The 21,893-nt window shown below is 39.7% G+C and carries 6 protein-coding genes and 1 pseudogene; 4 read left to right on the top strand and 3 right to left on the bottom strand.

Features of this window, described 5'->3' with window-relative positions:
• Positions 1-4 precede the first annotated feature (4 nt).
• Positions 5-4,576, bottom strand: a complete 4,572-nt coding sequence (locus V7K85_RS11470) for an amino acid adenylation domain-containing protein (RefSeq protein ID WP_334813664.1) — start codon at positions 4,574-4,576, stop codon at positions 5-7.
• A 204-nt stretch (positions 4,577-4,780) separates the two neighbouring features.
• Positions 4,781-9,256, bottom strand: coding sequence for a condensation domain-containing protein (locus V7K85_RS11465; protein WP_334813662.1), 4,476 nt, complete (start codon positions 9,254-9,256; stop codon positions 4,781-4,783).
• Between the two features lie 717 nt (positions 9,257-9,973).
• On the opposite strand from V7K85_RS11465, the gene V7K85_RS11460 reads away from it, so the two are divergent.
• The 4 genes and pseudogenes from V7K85_RS11460 (at position 9,974) to V7K85_RS11450 (ending at position 15,934) form a co-directional block, all read left to right on the top strand.
• On the top strand, positions 9,974-12,688 hold the full coding sequence (locus V7K85_RS11460) for a TonB-dependent siderophore receptor (RefSeq protein ID WP_334813660.1): 2,715 nt from the start codon (positions 9,974-9,976) through the stop codon (positions 12,686-12,688).
• Between the two features lie 522 nt (positions 12,689-13,210).
• A pseudogene (locus tag V7K85_RS36475) lies at positions 13,211-13,336 on the top strand (IS982 family transposase); the annotation flags it as partial.
• Positions 13,337-13,604: 268 nt separating this feature from the next.
• Positions 13,605-14,900: an MFS transporter gene (locus tag V7K85_RS11455; RefSeq protein WP_334813658.1), complete on the top strand. Its 1,296-nt coding sequence runs from the start codon at positions 13,605-13,607 to the stop codon at positions 14,898-14,900.
• Positions 14,901-14,926: 26 nt separating this feature from the next.
• Positions 14,927-15,934: a sucrase ferredoxin gene (locus V7K85_RS11450; protein WP_334813656.1), complete on the top strand. Its 1,008-nt coding sequence runs from the start codon at positions 14,927-14,929 to the stop codon at positions 15,932-15,934.
• A gap of 404 nt (positions 15,935-16,338) precedes the next feature.
• Here the strand turns inward: V7K85_RS11450 and V7K85_RS11445 are convergent, their stop codons facing one another.
• A complete protein-coding gene (locus V7K85_RS11445) occupies positions 16,339-21,780 on the bottom strand; it encodes a trifunctional serine/threonine-protein kinase/ATP-binding protein/sensor histidine kinase (protein WP_334813655.1) in 5,442 nt (1,813 codons plus the stop codon).
• Positions 21,781-21,893 lie beyond the last annotated feature (113 nt).

The following is a 21,893-nucleotide window of genomic DNA, read 5'->3' as shown; positions in this document are numbered from 1 at the left end:
CTCACTATAGTTCTGTTAAGAGTTCATCTAGCTCTTGTGAACTGAGCTGCATTTGTGGGAAGTCAGAAGGTGTGTATCCACCTGCGTCTTGAGACTGACAATGGGTAATGAGCGATCGCAATGCTACTATAAAATTCTCTGCTAATCTCTCAACCGTGGTACGATCGTGAATATTCTGGCTGTACATCCAATCTAATCGCAGTTTATCTGCAACTACCATTGCATTAATATCTAGCAAATTACCCCTCAATCCTTGTGGGCTACGGGCTATGCCACTAGACTCTACAGCCAATTTCCACACAGAAGACTCCGAAAGCACTTGGTTAAACTGACCTAAATAGTTGAATTTCACCTCAGGTTGAAAGAAAGTATTTAGTATTTCCCCATGACTACTTAGATAACGCAATACACCATAGCCGATACCCCGTTGCGGAATTAAACGTAGCTGTTCTTTGATTGCCTTTAATATCTCTTCAACAGCAGCATCTGCTGTCAACTCTAGTAACACCGGAAAATGGGTAGTAAACCAGCCGACGGTGCGGGATAAATCTACATCAGCAAAGAGTTCTTCTCTTCCATGACCTTCTAATTCTACTAGCAGCGATGGCTTGTCAGATAAATTCGCTTTTGATTCTGTCATCCACTGGGTAAAACTTTGGATTAATGCTGTCAGCAACACATCATTAATTTGTGTCCGATAAGTTGCTGGCACTTCTTGTAATAATGCTTGGGTTTCTTCGGCGCTGAGATACACGGATACGGTACACTCTGATGCTACGGTGTTGGCCCCATTAGCATAGTCAACTGGTAGATGAGAAAACGGTTTTTTGATTTGAGTCATCCAGTAGTCGAGTTCTTGCTCAATTACTGCTGTGTGGGCATACTCTTCTAATCGTTCAGCCCAATCTTTGAAAGAAGTAGTTTTACGCGGTAGTTGGATAGTTTCACCTCTTGTTAGTTGTTCGTAGACTGTTTGTAAATCTTCTAGCAAAATCCGCCAAGAAACCCCATCTACCGCTAAATGATGAATAACTATCAATAAACGGTTTGGTTTTGTCACCCCGGTGTCAAACAGCGCCACTCGCAGCAAATCTCCTTGCTCTAAATTCAGACTTTGCTGCAATTGCGTCGCTGTTGCAGCCATCGCGATGGTTTGCTCTAATTCTGATAATTGCTGTAAATCTAGGTTTGTAAATGGCACTACCTGCTCAAAATCACCATTAATTTGTTGCCAACCGGATTCTGTTCTGACAAAACGTAGTCGTAGTGCATCGTGGTGTACTAATAATTTCTGCAATGCTTGTTGCAATAGCACTGGATTCAGTGACTGCCGTGTTTCTAGTAAAACAGCTTGGTTCCAATGGTGTGGTAATGGTAAATGCTGTTCAAAAAACCAATGCTGGATAGGTGTGAGCGGCATCGGCCCAACTATCGTACCTTGTTCGGCTGTAATAACTTGACCAGTACTGGCTACCATTGCCAATTCAGCAATTGTCTGATTTACAAATAACTGCTTAGGGGAAAGATGTACACCTGCTTGATGGGCTTTAGCAATAATCTGAATGGAGAGGATAGAATCACCCCCCAATTCAAAGAAGTTATCGTAAATGCCTACCTGTTCAACTTTGAGGACTGTAGCCCAAATCTTCGCTAGTATTTCCTCAATAGAATTTTGTGGTGCTACATAAGCTGCTGCCAAATCGGGTTTGGATGTGTCAAATGTCAATAGCATTTGGCGATTCACCTTGCCATTGGCTGTCAATGGCAAAGCTTTTAATTGTACAAAGATGGAAGGCACCATATACTCAGGTAGCAATTCCAGTAAAAATCCGCGTAACTGGCTATTTGTCAGAATTAAATTATATTGAGGTACTAGATAAGCTACTAGACGTTTATTGCCTGGTTCGTCCTCCCGGAGGATGACCACACTTTGACTTATGGCGGGGTGTTTGGCTAAAGCCGCTTCTATTTCCCCTAATTCAACGCGGAAACCGTGAATCTTTACTTGTTGGTCAATTCTGCCAATAAATTCGATGTTACCGTCTGGAAGATAACGAGCTAAATCTCCCGTTTTATAGAGGCGTTCTCCAGGAATCAAGGGATGTTCAATAAACTTTTGAGCAGTCAATTCTGGGCGATGGAGATAGCCCCGCGCCAACCCTGCACCGCCAATGTGCAGTTCGCCTGGTAAACCAATAGGAACTGGTTGACCAAAAGCATCAAGTAGGTATATACGGTTATTAGCGATCGCTTTTCCAATGGGAACTGTTTGCGATTCTGGAACTGTGGGGACTTTTTCGACTAAATAAGTCAACACACCTACAGTAGCTTCTGTAGGCCCGTAATGATTGAGAATTTGGCACTCTGGATTGATTTGTTGGATTTGCTCAATCAAATTCCAACTAGAAGCTTCACCTCCAAGTATCAATCGTTTTTGAGGTAAAATTTGCTTGCTGAAATCAGATGCCATTAAAGCCCTTAAGTGAGAAGGAACAATTTTTAAGCAATCAACGGGGTGGCGGTGCAAGTAATCTCCTAAGGCTTGGGGATCGGCAGATCGTTCATGAGAGATGATATATAGACATCCACCACTAGATAAAGAGGGGAAAATTGCAGTGTTACCCAAGTCTGTAGATAAAGAAGAGACAGTGGCAAAACTTGCACCTGGGGGAAGATTTAAGATGTCTTGGATGCTGTATTGATAGTTCAGGAGTTGCTGATGCTCAATTAAAACGCCTTTAGGCTTACCTGTGGAACCAGAAGTGTAAATTGCGTAAACCAAATTCTCAGGTTTAACTGCACTAGTCGGATTTTCCTTTTCCTCGTTAGCAATATTTTGCCAATCACTATCTAGGCAGACTACCTGTACTGTATCTTCAAAAAGATCATGGCGTTGTTGTTGAGCCAACAGTATCGATATCTGAGCATCCTCTAAACGAAAAGCGATCGCAGATGTTGGTAAGTTCGGATCGATTGGCAGGTAAGCGCCACCAGCTTTGAGAATACCTAAAATTCCGATAATTGCCAATAGCGATCGCTCTACACAAATCCCTACTAACACTTCGGGTTCAACACCCAAGCGCTGGAGGTAATGAGCTAGTTGATTTGCACGGGTATTAAGTTCACAATAAGTTAATTCTTCTTCCTCAAATACAACTGCAATTTTGTCTGGGTTCTGCGCTACCTGTGCTTCAAAGAGCTTGTGTATGCACAAGTCTTGCGGATAGTTAGTAGTAGTTTGATTGAACTCAAATAATAGTTGTTGTCTCTGGCGTTTACTAAGGATATTTAACTGGTTTATTTCGGCTTCTGGATGCTGAAGAATACTTTCTAATAATGTTAAAAACTGTTCGGCAATTAGTTTAATATTGCTTTCAACAAAACAGTTAACATCATATTGCAGTCCTAAAGTTAGAGATTCATCTTGATGAGTATAAGTAAGTTTCAGTTTAAATCTGTCAATACAGATGTATTGCTGAGAAATTTGGAATGAAACATCATTGACAGAATATTTTGTTGGTAATTCTATAAAGTCAAAAGCTACTGGAACAAATGGCGTTTCATAAGTAAAATAATCTTGCCATTCATCAGCCTCAATGACTGCGGCATCAACTTGCTGAAGTATTTCAGAAAATTTTAAATGAGACTCTAAATGTAATTTTATTGGTAAATATTTGGCAAATAAACCGAACGAGCGCCTTAACTCCTCATATTGACGACCATCAAAAGCAGTACTAACAATAATATTCGCTTGACCAATAATCCGCCATAGCAAAATCTGCCAACAAGCCAAGAAAAATACAGATGTAGAGGTATTATATTTCTGTACTAATGCTTTAATTTCGGCAACCTGATCAAAATTAATTATATATTCAAGAGATTTAAATTCAAATTTAGTTGATAAAATACTCTGCTTAACCTCATAGGGAAGCTTCAAAGTAGTATTAGCAGAAACACCAAAGTTTTGCCAGTATTCTTTGCCATCTAACTCATCTTCATCTTCAATCAATTGATTTTGCCATTCTGAAAATTGAATGTATTGGGTAACTTCGTCTTCAGAGTTAGCCTTTATCTGATTTTGAGAACAAGCTTTATAATAATAACAAATTTCTGCAAATATATTATTAATTGTTATTTGATCTGCATTAATTGCAGGTAATGTAATTATCAAAATATGCTTTTCTAAAGCTAATTTTAGGAAGCACAGATGCAATGGTAATGCTTGCTTCTCTTCCAAAAGTTTAGATCTTTCTTCCTGAATAATCTCATTGATTTTTGTTGCTTGCTCTCTCCTAGATAGATTAGTCAATTCAATCTTATACCAGAGCAATTTTTGACTATCTAAAACAACTTGAATAGGAACTTTTAAACCTGGATTATGGTGAAATACTGTTCTGAATATTTCATATTTATCAATAATGCTTTGTAAAGCAAATTGCAAAAAATCATTATTAAAATCACCTGTAATAAGTATGGCACATTGAGATGAGTAAGTACAGGAATCTTTTTGTAAAGACCAAAGATATTTTTGTTGAGGAGAAAGTTTAAATCCCTCAATACTAATTGGGTTTGACATGGATATTTCCAACATATTTGTGATCATCGTAAGAATCACGGATAACTTTCACATTCATTGAGAATACTTATGATGTGATTTATCACCGTATATCTACTATAGGACTCCTATTTGACTTTTGAAAAACTCACTACACCTCTATCCATTATTTTCGAGTAAGTTCACAAATCAAATCGGATTGCTATAAGAGAATTTTCTGGAATATTAATTGTTAGTTAATCTATTCATTTCTCCCATTGCTACTAAGATTTTCCGAGAGCCAATATAGGGATTACGTCCATGTGCAATCAACATATTATCTAACATTAATATATCTCCTTGCTGCCAAGGAAAACTCACCTTTTCTTGTTGATAAAGTTCGCTAATTTCTTGAGTCGCTGATACTTCAATTGAGGAGCCATCACCGTAATAAACATTACGTGGAAGTTGTTCTTCGCCAAATAAAGATAGTAAGGACTCTTGAACTGTTGCTTCTAGATAAGATATGTGATGCAATTGTATTTGATTGAAAAATACCATTGTACCGTTATGTGGATGTTGGGTGATAGCTTGTCGATAAGAGCGAGTTCTTAAACTATGATCTGATAGCCATTCAAAATTAATACCACCCTGACGACAACAGTTTTCAACTACTGTTTTATCTGTAGTTCTAAAGAATTGTTGCCAACTGACATCTAAACCTTCAGTAAAGTTGCGAACATACATGAGTTGTTTTTGCTCAAATCTTTCTCGCAGTTTAGGATTTAATAATTGGTAAATTTTGCGACAGTCTACAATTGGTGTTTCTCCTCCTTGTTGTGCAGCTTGTAAGCAGAAGAACCAAATTTTTAGCGGCCAACTTTGTAAATGAGAACTTTCATTGTGAAACAGGATGGCTTTATCTGCTGGGTAAGGAGTGGAACCGTAAACTTTACCATTAACTGTAGCCCGTGGTAAATCGCCATATTCACCGAATAAATTTGGCCAAATAGCTTGAGCAACCTTTTCAAATTCAGCAGATGAATTATAATTAAAATTTCGGAAAAGAATCGCGCCATGTTTGAGTAATTGATTTTGGATAAAATCTCTATGGGTTTTTAGCCACTCTGGAAATTCTAAATCATTTGTGGTAGGTTCTACTACTAAAGGTAAGGTTTCTTCAATGTTGAGATAACCTGTTTTAATTAGTTCGCCTGTGGGCAAATTGATGGTCTTAGGTTTAATGGTTTTGAATTTTTTAAATTTAGCCTCTTGGCGTTGCTTTTGTTCTACAGCGCGATTTTGCTTTTCGGTTTCTGTAAGTATTTCTAAAGAGTTAATTTGGGTATCAGGTTCGGTAACAATACTATTGAGTAATGTTTCAAAATGTTCTGACATCAGAGTTATGGTGGAAGGTTTAAATAAATCAATGCTATAGTTCCAAGTCCCTACTAGCCCTTGTTCTGTTTCTTCCATAAATAAGGCTAAATCAAACTTTGCCCCTTCTATATCAACTTTTAAAGGTGTTAAGGTAACCCCTGGAAGTTCTAAAGAAAACATGGGCAGATTTTGCAGAACGAACAACACTTGAAATAGTGGTGTCTGACTGAGATTTCGTTCTGGAGATAGAGCTTTTACTAATGCGGGAAAAGGTAAATCTTGATGAGTGTAAGCTCCTAAAGCAACTTCGCGCACTCGTCCCAAGAGTTCCCGAAAGCTAGGATTACCAGATAAATTGGTGCGTAAAACAAGGATGTTAACGAAAAATCCAATTAGTGGCTCAATTTCACTACGGTTGCGGTTAGCAACATCAGTGCCAACTACAATATCATCCTGATTTGTGTATCGGTGTAATAGCGTCTGTAAAGCTGCTAGTAGAGTCATGAATACAGTGACTCCTTCTTCACGGCTCAAGTTTTTGATGGACTTGGACACCTGCTTTGGCAATACAAAGTTAACACTAGCTCCTTGGAATGTTTGAATAGCCGATCGCGGTTGATCTATGGGTAAATTTAATGTCGGAACTTGACTACCTAGTTGCCGCTTCCAATAGGTTAATAAGGTTGCCATTCGCTTGCCTTGTAACCACTGTTTTTGCCAATAGGCAAAATCTACATATTGAATAGGCAGTTCTGGGAGTGGTGACGGTTTTCCTGTGGAGAAGGCTTCGTACAGGCTAGCCAATTCTCGGATGAGAATTCCCATAGACCAACCATCAACAATAATATGATGTACAATCAGCAGCAATCTATATTCTTGTTCGGTCAATTGCACAACTTTAGCTCGCAAGAGTAGTTGGCCAGATAAGTCAAAGGGTTGCTGTGTTAATTCTGTACTTAGGCACTGCATATGTGCAATGCGATCGCTTACTGATAATTTCCGCAAATCCGCAACTGGTAAACTTAATGTTATGGCTTTTTGGATCACCTGAACGGGTTCGCCTTCCCTCAATAAAAAGTTTGTCCGTAATATTTCGTGGCGTTTGATAATTTCGTTCAGGCTTTGTGCTAGTACTTCTATGTTGAGGTTTCCTTGAAATTTAATAGCTACAGGTATGTTATGTGCAGAAGATTCAGGAGCTAGCTGATGAATAAACCATAGCCTTTGCTGGGCAAAAGATAGAGGGTGAACTTCAGCTTCCTCGACTTGGGTAAGAGATACAGAAGGTAGAGAATTTTCTGCTGTCAGTTCAGCCAATATTTTCACACACAGCGATCGCACACTCAAGCCTTCAAAGAAATCTACTATAGATAGACTTACTTCCAAGTCAAGCTCAATCTGGTTTTTCAACTCAAAAACTTTTAAAGAATCCAGTCCCAAGGCGCTTAATGGCTGTTGAGGGTTGACTTCATTAGCTATTGCCAGTACCCGCGCTACTTGTTGCTGAATGTATGATTCTAAAAGTGGTTGTGACTCCTGTGGGGTAAGTGTTAAAAGAGTTTGGCGCTGCAATTTAGTTTCCCGCCTCACAATCTCAACATTTTTATTTATACTGCTAGCGACTACATCTAAATTGCCTACCAGAAAATTTGCTTTTGTCGCACGACGTTGAATTTTACCACTAGAGGTCTTAGGAATTGTACCCGGTTGAATCAGAACCACTGCATAAACTTGGATCTCATGTTCCTCAGCTACAGCTTGGCGAATTGCTGCAATCACCTCATCTAGATGCGGTTTAGCACGAAATTCTAATTCTTGCACAACACAAAGTTGTTCTTGATTATCTACTTCAACGGCAAAAGCTGCTCCACTAACAGAACGTAATGATTGATGAGTAGATTCTACTGTTAACTCTATATCTTGTGGATAGAGATTACGACCTCGAATAATAATTAAATCTTTAGCCCGACCAGTAATAAAGAGCTGTCCATCATCCAAAAAGCCTAAATCGCCAGTCCGTAAAAACGGTCCAACCTGAGAATCTTTAAGGTAAGCATGAAAAGTTTCTTGAGTTTCTGAGGCCCGATCCCAATAACCATGTCCTACACTCGGCCCAGATACCCAAATTTCTCCAACTTCATTTGCTGGACAAGGGGTTAAGGTTTCAGGATTGACAATCAAAATCTGCTGTTGGGGCAGAGTTTGACCACAACTAACAAAGGTCTGAGTATCTTCTTGGCTCGTGGTTTCCTGCACCTGATTCTGTGAGAGTGCAGATTTCAAAATAGTTTTAACATCTGGTGAAGCAGTCTTGCAGCCACCCGAAACCATCAAGGTTGCTTCTGCCATGCCATAACAAGGATAAAAAGCTTCCTGACGAAAGCCACACTCGGCAAAAGTGGCTGCAAATCGTTCTAAAGTCTCTTGCCTGACTGGTTCAGCACCACTAAAAGCTACATCCCAGGTGGTTAAATCGAGGGTAGCGCGTTGTTCGGGTGTAATTTTTTGAATACACAGATCGTAGGCAAAGTTGGGTGCGCCACTTGTAGTGCCTTGATAGTGGGAAATTGCTTTTAACCAACGGTACGGACGCTGCAAGAAAGAAGCTGGCGACATGAGGATGCAAGAAAAACCACCATACAGAGGTTGTAGTACGCCGCCAATTAGTCCCATATCATGGTAAATAGGTAGCCACGAGATAAATTTGCTGGCGGGTGAATGGTTCATGAATTGATAAGTCATGGTCGTATTGTGTAGTAGGTTGCCATGACTGATCATCACTCCCTTGGGTATCCCTGTAGAACCTGATGTATATTGCAAAAAGGCTAGGCTTTTTGTATTGATCAAAGGTTCACACCAAGTATCTTCTAGACCTGGGGCTAAGTTGTCTGTAACTAGCCACTGTAAATTATCTTGTTTTTCTGCAAGTAAAGATTTGGTTTTAGAGTAAATTGCTGTTGTGGTTAAGGCAATTTGGGCTTGGGCATCTGAGACAATAGCTTGTATCCTGGGCGTGTTGCGTTGGTTGCGGGGTGGGTAAGCAGGAACAGCTACCACTCCAGCGTATAGACAACCGAAAAAAGCCGTAAGATAATCTAGCCCTGGAGGATAAACCAATAAGGCTCGTTCCCCGGACATACCCATTGCTTGTAGTTGTGATGCTATCGCTCTACTGCGCTGATCTAGTTGTTGATAAGTCAGCGTTCGTTCTTCAGTTTCTCCATCTTCTAAAAATGTAAAAGCCTTTGTATCTGGCTGTATCCAGCTTCTGTAACGCAGAATATCCACAACTGTTGAAAAGTCTTGAATAACTTCTCTGAAGTAGTTAATTTGTTGAGTCATCTTACGCCTCAGACAAGGGATGCACACACTCAAAAAGCGTTGAATAGAACTTTGCGTCCGGCACATTGAATTATTGCCGAGTCAAACTGTCTTGCTGACGCTTTAGTCTCATTCAACTGGGAAAAATCTTGAATCTAGCTCCAGAGAAACTAGAGAGAATAGTTAGCAATTAGCTTGCTCATAAAGTACAAATTTTACTAACTATTATATTACAAGTAATTTTTGATTCAGTAAGCTTAGATTAACAGGAATAATTCTTCTTTGCAATAGCTATTTTATAAACAATAATTATCAGTATTTTTTTTATCATTAACTTTCGTTATTTCAAGAAGATTTACTTTTCTGAGATGGTTAGCACTAGCAAAATTTTGCTTAATATTTAGTGATGTTGTATATATTTTCACTAGATTTGTTACGTGTAGATGTAATAATAGGTATTGCTAGCAAAAATTCTAAGTATTGATTGTACTCTTTTTTGACTATTTTTTTAAATATAAGACTTATGCAACATATTTTTTATAGTAAATCTTAAATTAATTATATAAAAAGAACAATTATTACTTATATTTCAGAGCGTACACCAGATTAAGTTTGTAAAGTTTTGTACGAAAACTAATATTTAACTTGCAAAATTAGTGCAAATAAATTTCAATAACTTTAAATCCAATGTGTGATTAACCACGCATAAAAAGGTAAGATAGAGCCTAACTTAAGATAGTGAAATTCAAGAAATTAGTTTTAAGCCTGTTTCTCACAGGCTCATCTGCTGTGTTGACAATAATTCTTGTAAATGCTCAAGAGGTTACTGCCACACAGGTGCAACAATCGTTGCCATCCCCTGACACTAAGGCCGTTTCTAATCAAGCGTTACGGTTGTTAACTGCAACGCAATCAGATGAACTGACCAAAGAAATTGTGCAACTGAGTCAGGTCAAGCGTCTAATCACCGATGCCCAAATGTTAGTGCAGTCGCCAGTACCAGCCAATACAGATTCATCAGGACTCATACAAGTTACAGGCATCAAAGTTAATCCCACAGAGAAAGGTGTGGAGGTACTTCTAGAAACGACTCAAGGCGAAAAGTTGCAAATTTCAACCAAGAACGAAGGTAATGCATACATTGCTGATATTCCCAATGCTCAATTGCGTCTATCAACTGGCGATACATTTAGCTCCCCAAAACCAGTAGAAGGGATTGCTGAAGTTACAGCCATCAATATTGACGCTAATACCATCCGAGTCACAGTGAGGGGTGAAACAGGTTTACCAACAGTTGAGCTATTTGATAGTGATCAAGGCTTAATATTTGCCTTTACGAAAGTTGCGGTCTCTGCACAGCAACCAGAAACTCAACAACAGCCAGAAGAAAATCCGCCAACGAGTAAACCCCCTTCAGATCAACCATCAGCCCCAACTGATCAGCCAATTGAACTAGTAGTGACAGGTGAGCAAGATGGATACAATGCTACTAATGTTACAACTGCTACTAAAACCGATACCCCCTTACGAGATATTCCGCAATCAATTCAGGTAGTACCACGACAGGTCATAGAAGACCAAAAATCCACTAACCTGACAGATGCTCTGCGTAACGTTAGCGGTATTACAGAAGGCAATACTTTTGGGGGTTCAAGAGATGCCTTTAATATTCGAGGTTTTGAGCAGCGTAATATTTTCCGCAATGGATTTAGAGGTAATACTAACAGCATCATCAGAGATACTGCCAATTTGGAAAGAATAGAAGTCCTCAAAGGGCCTGCTTCAGTACTATTTGGCACGCTGGAACCTGGAGGAGTGGTAAACTTAGTAACGAAGGTCCCCCTAGCGGAGCCTCTTTACTCAGCTGAACTAGAAGCCGGAAGCTTTGGTCTAGTACGACCGAGTATTGACTTAACTGGGCCGTTAAATTCTGAGAAAAACTTACTCTATCGGTTTAATGCAGCGTATGAAAACTCCGATGGATTTCGCAACTTTGACCAAGGCATTAATCGCTTCTTTACCTCACCTGTAGTGTCTTGGAAAATTAGCGATCGCACTGACCTAACCCTAGATTTACAATACTTAGATGATACACGACCATTTGATCGGGGGATCGTGGCGATCGGTAGAGGGGTTGCAAACATTCCCTATGATCGAGTTTTGGGTCAGCCAGACGATATACATACTAGCAAAGACTTCAGCACTAGTTACCAATTAGAACATCGTTTTAGCGAAAACTTGACACTCCGAAGTGCGTTTCAATTCTCGAATACGGATGAAGCTGTTATTACAGCAGCACCTAGAGACTTGGATGAAACAACTGGTGAACTGAGCAGAGTATGGACTGATAACAGAGTTAATACCAAGAGCTATAGTCTGCAAACAAATTTAATTGGCAAATTTAGTACAGGTTCTATCAAACACACACTTCTAGTTGGGGTTGATCTCAACCGTGAGACTCAAGATAACGCTAATTTCGAGGATTCTGCTCCTAGTATTAACATATTTAATCCTGATTACGGTGTTTCCAGACCGAGGCGGGATGAGCTAGGAGATAAATTTTTTGATAACTACAAAACAGATATTTTGGGTGTGTACCTACAAGATCAGATTACCCTAGCTGATAATGTAAAGTTGCTATTAGGCGGACGATACGACATTGTTGATCAAAAAAACTTTGGTAATGAAATTGTAAATGGTGTAGAAGACTCCAATTTTGATAACAGACAACAAGTTGATGCATTTACCCCACGTATCGGTATTGTTTATCAACCCATCAAACCCCTATCACTCTACGGCAGTTTTAGCCAATCATTTGCACCAAATTCTGGCAGCACTTCTAGTGGCAGCCTCTTAGAACCACAACGTGGGACTCAATACGAAGTAGGTATTCGAGGAGAATTTTTTGATAGTAAACTCTCTACAAACCTAGCTGCATATTACTTGACGAAAAGTAATATTCCCACACTAGACCCAGATAATGACAACTTTAGCATTGCCATTGGAGAACAGAGAACTCAGGGCATTGAATTAGATGTAACTGGAGAAATTCTTCCTGGTTTGAATGTGATTGCTTCCTATGCTTACACCGATGCCAAAGTCACTAAAGATAACACTCTAATAGAAGGAAATCAACTCTTTGGCACACCACGAAATGCAGCAAGTTTTTGGACGACATATCAAATTCAAAGAGGTAATTTACAAGGATTAGGTTTTGGATTAGGATTATTTTTTGTTGGCGATCGCCAAGGAGATTTAGATAACTCCTTTCAAGTGTCTAGTTATGTGCGTACAGATGCCAGTGTTTTTTATCGTCGAGACAACTGGCGGGCTGGGATCAACATCAAAAATCTCTTGGATACCGATTACATTGAATCCACTAATGGGGTGAGAAATCGTGTTATTCCCGGTCTACCTTTTACTGTATTAGGGACAATTTCAGTTGAATTTTAATAAGTATTAGTCTTCTCTAAACTGCAAGTTTAAAAAATAATATTTGCCCTTAAGTTTTTAGGAGAATATTTTATTTATACTTGGAAAAAGTCTCCTGTTAAGAGAGCATTAATTATGAAATTCCGCCAACTTTCAATTAAATTACATCAAGACATTGGTGTGATATTAGGACTGTTAATAGGAATTATCAGTTTGACAGGCAGTTCATTAGTTTTTGGGAAATAAATTAATCATTTCCTAGTCGTCGGTAAGCTATAAACACAGCTAACTTAACGGGAGTTCGACAGTTATAAAAAGGCAAAAAGCTTGCTAGATATGAATTTGAGAAACTGGGGAGGTATTGCGATGCCTGCGGTGGTCACTGAGCTTTGCCGAAGTGCGGGCTACGCCTACGCAAAGATTGATTCAGAATCGGTAAAAAAGTTACAAAAAAACGCGCCAGTCTAAAAATATCTCAGAAAAATCTTTCTTATCGGCTATGTCTACCATTGGATCTCGCCCGAAGGCGGAGCGTCTCCGGCTTTGCTCGACATCACACAAATCTTCTGTGATGTCGATGATTTCTGCAATCAATGGGAAAGCTTATGGCAACAAGTGCCACAGTTAAGAGCAACAACAGGAGAACGTCGCAGTAAATCAAGGATGCATTAGAGAGAGGTAATGACAATATCCATAGCATTTCATGGTAGTTGTCAAATAGAACACTCAAGCGTGTCGTAGTGTGTTTAACTTTTTGGTCAATCTGCTCGTGGGTTTGGCTGCTTACACCTATTTGCCCAAAAAAACCTCGATTGACATTCACCTAAAAGATTTACCTGCACTGCCTTCTGGCGTTTTTTAGTTCTGTGTAACTCAGATCAACTTAGAAAATCCAACCCATAAATTTTGAATCAAAATTCCTTCATCCACCATATAAGTGAGTAAATTCATCATTGTTTGGATGGGTCAGATAGTTTCCAATATTGGCAGCTATATGACCTATTTGGCGATTACCATCTGGGCTTGGCAAATCACTGGCTCTGCAACAGCACTGGCCTTAGTTGGTTTCTTTACCATATTATCTCGCATTCTAGTTTCTCCATTTGCAGGAGTAATTGTAGACCGCTTTAACCGGAAGTACCTCATGATGCTAGGTGATAGTGTTGCGGCTATCTTAACTATTGTGCTTTTACTGCTGTATCTCACAGAGAATTTACAAATCTGGCATCTTTATCTTACTGGTTTAATCAATGGTGGCTTTGTACAAATTCAAGAGTTAGCTTACTCAAGTTCGATCGCAATGATGGTGCCTAAACACCAGTACGCTCGTGCAAGTAGTATAGGTTCTTTAGTAGAGTACGGCCCCTTTGTATTCTCACCAGCCTTAGTGGGAATACTTTATCCGATCACGGGTTTAGTAGGGATACTCACAATTGATACGATGACTTTTGCTGTGGCGATCGCATCCCTACTGTTTGTAAATATTCCTCAACCATCCCAGTCAGATGATAACTCTCACAATCAGACAATTTGGCAACAGGTAATTTTTGGTTTGAATTACATCTTGACAAAGCCAGGATTGTCTGGATTATTAGTTGCCACTTCCTTATTTTGGTTTATGTATCAATTAGGAACAGCCATATATGAACCGATGATTTTAGCTCGTACAGGTGGTAATAGCGCTGTATTTAGTAATGTAACGTCTGCTGCTGGCGTCGGTGGGGTTTTTGGTGCGGTGGCTATCGGTATTTGGGGCGGACCTCAACGTCGAATTAAAGGAATTGTAATCGGACTTGTAGGGGTGAGTTTGAGCAGAACTGTATTTGGTCTAGGTCAGATACCGTTGATTTGGGTAATTGCTCAATTTTGTTCATCTCTATCGTTTCCTTTATTAGGTAGTTCTGAGACAGCCTTATGGCTGACGAAAGTTGCTCCTAACTTACAGGGACGAGTTTTCGCCACTCGAAGAGTATTTGGTTTAACAACTTCAGCATTAGCATACTTGATAGCTGGTCCACTAGCTGATTACATTTTTGAACCAGCGTTTGCACCTGGAGGTAAATTAGCAGCCATTTTTGGAGGTTTCTTTGGTACCGGTAAAGGTGCAGGAATGGCACTTTTGTACGAAATCAATGCGTTATGTTTATTACTACTTGGGTATGCAGTCTATACCTTACCTATGTTGCGTAATGTAGAGGACATTGTGCCAGACCATGATGCGAGTATTAAGTAGTTGGAATAATTTACAGAATAATTAATATGATCACACAAGACTCCTTGAGGAATTGCCATTTTTGTTCTCTAATTTCTCAAACCAATGGCGAAGACCCCATTGGTTCAGCAGCGACCTGCGAACATTTTTTCGCAATGGAGATGGGACTTCCTTGGAGTGAAAAACGTTTTCTAGAAAATTCGACAATACAGTCAGCGATCGCTCTCATTGATCAATTAATGCTAGAGTATGGAGTAAATATTCAAGCCCAGCTAATTGTTCCAGATAAGGAATATTCCCACCCAGGTTATACTCGCATACTGTATTACCGCCGTCCAGCAAAACTTTTTGCAGAGTTTGAAAAGCAGGAGTTTATTATTCCCGCTCATTTGGTTGGTTCGTTTGTAATCGCATTACTTAATACTTTATTTCCATCTTCTGAGCAGTTATCTAATTGGCAGCAGTATCGACAAGAATCCAATCATATTCGTGAATTGATGATCTGTACCGATGGGAATGTTGATGTTGCCTGTGGTCGGTTTGGGTATCCCATCTATCAACAGTTACGTTCCGAATTTGCTCCTGCTTCAGGTGGAAAACTGCGTGTGTGGCGATGCAGCCACTTTGGAGGACATCAGTTTGCTCCCACTTTAATTGATTTACCCACAGGACATTATTGGGGTCATTTGCAACCAGAAATATTAGCTCCTCTAATCCAGCGTCATGGTTCTGTCTCAGAACTGTACCAATATTACCGGGGTTGGGCTGGTTTATCAAAGTTTGAGCAAATTGCAGAGCGGGAAATATGGACACAAGAAGGTTGGGATTGGCTCAACTACCACAAAGCTGGTCAAGTACTAGCAATGGATGAAGTGAACCAGGAGTGGGCTGATATTCGCATTGATTACAGTACGATAGATGGCAGTATAAACAGCGCCTACAAAGCTAGGGTAGATGTAAGTGGTTGTGTCATGACATCTCGAAATTCAGGGGATAACCAACTCTTAGAGGCAGTCAAGCAGTATCGCGTTAGTCGTCTGAGCAAAGTTGTTTAGCACCCTGACTGTCTAATTAGTATTTGTCAAGAATGAAGGATATTGCTCTTGAGGCTCTTGAGGCAGGAGAAGAAAAAAAGTTATTGAACAATAATTGTTTCTGAAGAAAGCTCCTTTGGAATAAGCGATATAACCCACATTCCCCACCCTAACCTGTAGCATGTGGTTACGGCTGAACTATATTTTGAACTTCAATATCTTTGAGAGTAGACATAATATCTGAACATAAATCAAGTTAACTATTCAGATAAAACCATAATCTTGCCGCTGCCGGGGCTGTAATGTTCATTCTTTCGTTAAGCGATCGCAACCCTCATGTTTTTGTGTCATCAAACTTCTGCTGATGTTTTTTTACCAGAGAATATTACTATTTTGGAGATGTCTATTAAGGATAGGTCTAATGATTAGACACTTCTTGCTTCTAGCCTTGCCTGAAGCGGGATAGAGATAATAAATTCAGCCCCTTGTCCTAAAACTGATACACACTCCAACTGTCCTCGATGCTTATTAGTCACAATGTGGTAACTAATAGATAGCCCTAAACCAGTGCCTTTCCCAACGGGTTTGGTGGTAAAAAAGGGTGTGAAGAGTTGCCGCCGCACATTTTCGGAGATTCCAGAACCGTTGTCAGCAATGCAGATGACGGCAAAATCGCCTTCAACATTAGTCCGAATTGTAATGATGGCTGGCTGACGTGCGATATCGGCATAAGTCCGATGTTGGTTAAATTCTTCCAAAGAGTCAATCGCATTTGCGAACAGGTTCATAAATACCTGATTCAGTTGCCCAGGGTAGCACTCTACAAGTGGCAGGTTCCCGTACTCCTGTATTACCTGAATTCCCGGAGAATCTGGTAGGGGTTTGAGCCGATTTTGCAAAATCATCAGGGTACTATCAATGCCCTCATGGATATCAACGGCTTTGACTTCAGCTTCGTCTAAGCGGGAAAAGTTTCGTAAAGATAATACAATTTGGCGAATGCGATCTGTTCCTACTTTCATTGAAGCCAAGAGCTTAGGTAAATCTTCCATCAAAAAATCTAAATCAATCGCATCTATCTGATTTTGAACTGTAGGTGCTAAATTTTGGTTTTGCTGCTGATAAAGTTGTACTACACTCATCAAGTCTTTGAAATAATTATTGACGTAAGTAAGGTTGCCGTAGATAAAGCTGACTGGGTTATTGATTTCGTGAGCAACACCTGCTACCAATTGCCCCAAGCTAGACATTTTTTCGCTTTGTACCATCTGGGACTGGGTTAGCTTTAACTCATCGAGCGTCTGCTCTAGCTGCTCTGCTTTTTCACGCGCTTGTGTTTCCGAAATTTCTAACTCGTGGGAGTATATTTGCAAATTTGTATAGAGCCGAGCATTTTCTATAGAGATAGAAACTTGCGAAGTCAATAAATTAAGTACCTCTAGTCTGTCTGCGGTAAAGGCTCCGGTGGTGAGGTTATTTTCCAGGTAAAGAACTCCGGTTAGCTTACCCTGATGAGCGAAAGGCGAACACAAAACTGATTTGGGTTGATTGGCAACAATATAGCTGTCACTCGCAAAACGCTCTGTATGGCTGGCATCGTCTAAAACCAAATTTTCTTTTGTTCTTTGAACATAGTTAATCAGCAAAACTGGTAGTTTATGCTTTACTTGAACTAAGCTGGAAGATCGCACTATCACTTGATCTCGATCAATGTTTCCTTCGGCTTCAATTACCCACTGGTTCTCCCGTTTTACAAGTAGATAACCCATTTGGGCCCCAGCATTCTCGATCGCGATCGTCATCATCTTCTCCAGCAGCCGATTTAGCTCCATCTCACTTGAAAGTGCTTGGGACGCTTTAATCGCTGTGCTGATATCTAGAGTTTGGGTTTTAGCTTCAGAAATGTCCTGAATCTGCCTTGTAGCCGTACGCCGCTCGACTGTATCTCTAAAAATTTGCGAATATTGTTCGTCCAGTTGCCGAACTTTACCCGTAGCTTGCCACTTTAAATAGCCATACCGGGCTTCTTTTAAATAAATTTTGGCAAAGTTTTTCCTATCCTTGGCTAAGTAAAATCGAAATGCAACTTCGTTTGCTAAGGCTTCATTTTGTAAATAACCGTTTTCGGCAGCAGAAGCGATCGCTAAATCATACAGTTCCATTGCCTGATAATCTTGTTGGTGAATCCGAGCAATTTCAGCTTGAATCAGCAGGAACTTGTGTTGATAATTGGTTGGGCAGTGTATTGCCCATTGCTGGAATTTTTCTAAGTTGGCATTTAGTTTTTTTAGATAAATCACTTGAGTTTCTGTATCTACCTTTGCATAAGCCCCTGCTAAGGCAATACTTTGGTGAAAATAGAAAACAGGATTAATAAAAATCCCTCGCGCTCCCCCAACAAATTTTTCGGCATTCTCTCCATACTCAACAGCTTTAATAAATTCTCCATACCAGTTACAGAGCGCAAGTTTATAGATGTAAACTACAAATGCACTCAACATATCCGAAGATGCCAACGCAAACTCTAGCACTTGCTGTTCATCTGCCCAAGTTCCAACAAGTTCTTCAATCTTACCTGCTGGCTTAGTCAGGTTTGCGATCGCTTCCATAGCCAGCAGATGGTAATTCAACATATTTTTGTCAATCTTGCGGAGGCTAGGAATAAAATCTTCGGCTATTTCTGCGGTTTTTTCTAAAGATTCATTTCCAAATAATGATTGCCACAAAAAATTAACTGAACAATAACCAGACCACTGGTAAGAACCTGTTTCTAAACCACTATTAAATCCCTTCAATAAATAAGGTTTACTCTCGCTAATATGGTCTTTGTAGTGACAAACTAAACCGCCCCACATATTTAAAATATTTGCTTCTAATTCTTTCGTTCTTAAAACTTCATGCAACCGCAAAGATAGCTCACCAAACTCATAACCAGAATCTACCTCACCATATTGAAACACCAAATTAAAAGCATAAAGCATATAGCCAAATACAGAAATTGGTGAGTTGCCATACTGAACTGAAAGTTGAGTTATATTCATCGATGTGATATGCAACGCTTTAGATCCTAAAAAGTAGGCAATAGGCCAGACTTCTTTTAAGATGCGTTGAGCCATTAACTTCTCTTCGTCTTGCATTTTTGGTAGTTCTGCGAGACTAAAGGTTGAGCGATCCCCAATAACTTTTTTGGTTTGATTAAGTTTTTCTAACAGATATATATCATCAGGATAAGCTGTAAACTGCAAGCCTAAAAGTTCCAAGGTGTTTAACCCAATTTTATATGCGGAGTTTAAATCATTCTCCATCCGATAACACATAATTCGATATTCATTCACCCGACACATATCAAGAGTAGTTCTAACCTGGCTGAAAGTCTGCTCAAAAATCAGCAAAGCTTCTTCATATTTACCATTTAAAAACTCTGCCTCTCCGACTTGTAAATATAAATTTAAGGTAAGTAAATAATTATCTTGCCAGCTATTTTCAGGTAGATAACTCATTCCTGTTTCTAGCAACTTGAGTGCAGTTACAAACGCCGAAGATGATTTTGCCCGTTGACCTGCTTTCAGATTTAATTCTGCCAGTTCATATCTTTCTGCTGGTTCTACAATCAATGAACTACCAGCATTGAGATGGTTGACAATATCAAAAAGATGTTCTTCCAACTGGGCTTTTGCAGTATTATGTAATAGTAATTTTCCAACCTTCAAATGTACTTGTTGTTGCTGGTCGGTTGGAATTAAAGAATAGGCAGCTTGCTGAACGCGATCGTGCAAAAACTTATAGTCAACTTGTACAGCAGTATTGCAGTATATTGACAATTCAGACTGATTCAACAACTGAGGAATTTTGTAAGTATCGCTCAAAGGAAGAATTAATCCTGCCCGCAAAGCTTCCCATAAATCAACTGCTGTTGCCGATACAGATTTTTCGTTTACTACAGCTAGAATTTCTAAATTAAAACGGTTCCCAACACAAGCAGCTAATTGTAAAACTTGCTGCGTTTGTTCTGAGAGTCTTTGAATTTTATTCACCATTAAATCGACTACGTTATCGGTAATGGCTTGTTCCTGAATTTTGTTAAGATTCCACTGCCAGAAACCCGAACGATAATCAAACGTCAAGAGATTATCTTGATGCAGTAGTTTTAGTAACTGAGTCAAGAAAAAGGGATTACCTTGGGTTTTTTGAAACAGCAAATCGGCTAAAGGTTCTGCCTGAGATGATTCGCAATTGAACGTGTCACTAAGCAGTTGAGTAATATGATGTGCTGCTAATGGCTTCAAGAGCAACTCTTTAACGGTTGCCCCAGATGCTCGAATTGCCTCTAGCATTAATATCAGTGGATGGGTGGGACTAACTTCGTTATCTCGATAAGCCCCAATCAGCAATAAATACTGGCTTTCTAGGTCAATCATTAAATTCTCGACCAGCTTCACAGAGGCAGCATCTGCCCATTGGAGGTCATCTAAAAACAGTACTAAGGGATGATCAGCAGCAGTAAAGGCATGGATAAATTGCTTAAACACCCGATTAAAACGGTTTTGAGACTCAGCAACCCCCAACTGCGGTACAGGCGCTTGCTGCCCGATAATCAGTTCTACTTCTGGGATAACATCAATAATCACCTGACCGTTAACTCCCAATGCTTGTAGCAATTTATTTTTCCAAACCTCAACTCTGGCTTGGCTTTCAGCTAACAGTTGCCGCATCAATTCTCGAAATGCCTGAATCAAAGAAGCATAAGGAATATCTCGCTTGAGTTGGTCAAATTTGCCACCAATGAAGTAACCTCGTTGCCGCACAATCGGTTTATGAACTTCGTTAACCAGTGAGGATTTGCCGATACCTGAGTATCCTCCTACTAATACAACTTCACTCGAACCAAGGCTAACTTTATCGAAGGCAGCCATAAGAGCCGCCACTTCTACTTCCCGACCATAAAGTTTTTGAGCTATTTGGAATTGATGCGAAAAATCTTGCTGACCTAAGCTAAAAAGGTCAATGCTTCCTTTTGTTTGCAGTTGTATCGCTGCTTGCTCTAGGTCAGCCTTTAACCCGTAAGCACTTTGGTAACGGTCTTCAGCAGTTTTGCTCAGAAGTTTCATAGCGATCGCAGAGATTGCTAGTGGTACATTTTGATTAATCTCGTGAGGAGCTATTGGGATTTTCGCAATGTGACAATGCACCAACTCCATTGAATCTTGAGCATTGTGGAAGGGGAGCTGACCTGTCAGCATTTCGTAGAAACTGACACCTAATGAGTAAAAATCTGTACGATAATCTAAGGTTCGGTTGATGCGTCCAGTTTGCTCTGGCGACATATAAGCCAGCGTTCCTTCTAGAAGGTTGAGGCTACTAATTTCTGGGCTTTCTTTTGACAACAGCGAAGCGATGCTGAAGTCAATCAGTTTTATTTTTTCGGTATTGGGGTTATAAAGAATGTTTTCCGGCTGAAGATCCTTATGAATAATGTGCTGGGTATGTAACTCTCCCAAAGTTTCAGCAATTTGACGGGCAATGTTGAGAAATTCTGTAATTTCAAACCCTGTAGTAGATATCTGATGTTTTAAAGATTCTCCACCAAAGTCTTCTAAAACCAGTGCTAGACCATTACTATAGCCGTTGTCGTAATTAATTAATTCATAAGGTTTGATTACACCTGCAATGTTCAAGTTTTGGATAATTTCGTATTCGTGCTTTATCTGAGCAATCTCTTTGACAGTCGGATACTCTGCTCTGAGCAGTTTGATGACAACTGAGTGTCCATTAGCGTTGGAGTATGCTCGACAAAGTACTGTGGCAGTAGCTTCATAAATTAAACTTGTAATACTATAGTCCGGGATGCGAGCAATGAATCTAAGCATTATTACTTGGCTGAATATTGTTTTCTAATAGATTTTCGTAGTTACTATGATGATTCCCAAAATTCAAGTCAAGTTAACTCTGCAAATCCTAGTTGAGGATTGACGGGATGTCG

Origin of the sequence: Nostoc sp., assembly GCF_036917615.1 — a bacterium.
Classification (GTDB): Bacteria; Cyanobacteriota; Cyanobacteriia; order Cyanobacteriales; family Nostocaceae; genus Nostoc.
The sequence above is the reverse complement of the archived record's forward strand: the minus strand, read 5'-3'. Positions and strand labels throughout refer to the sequence as shown.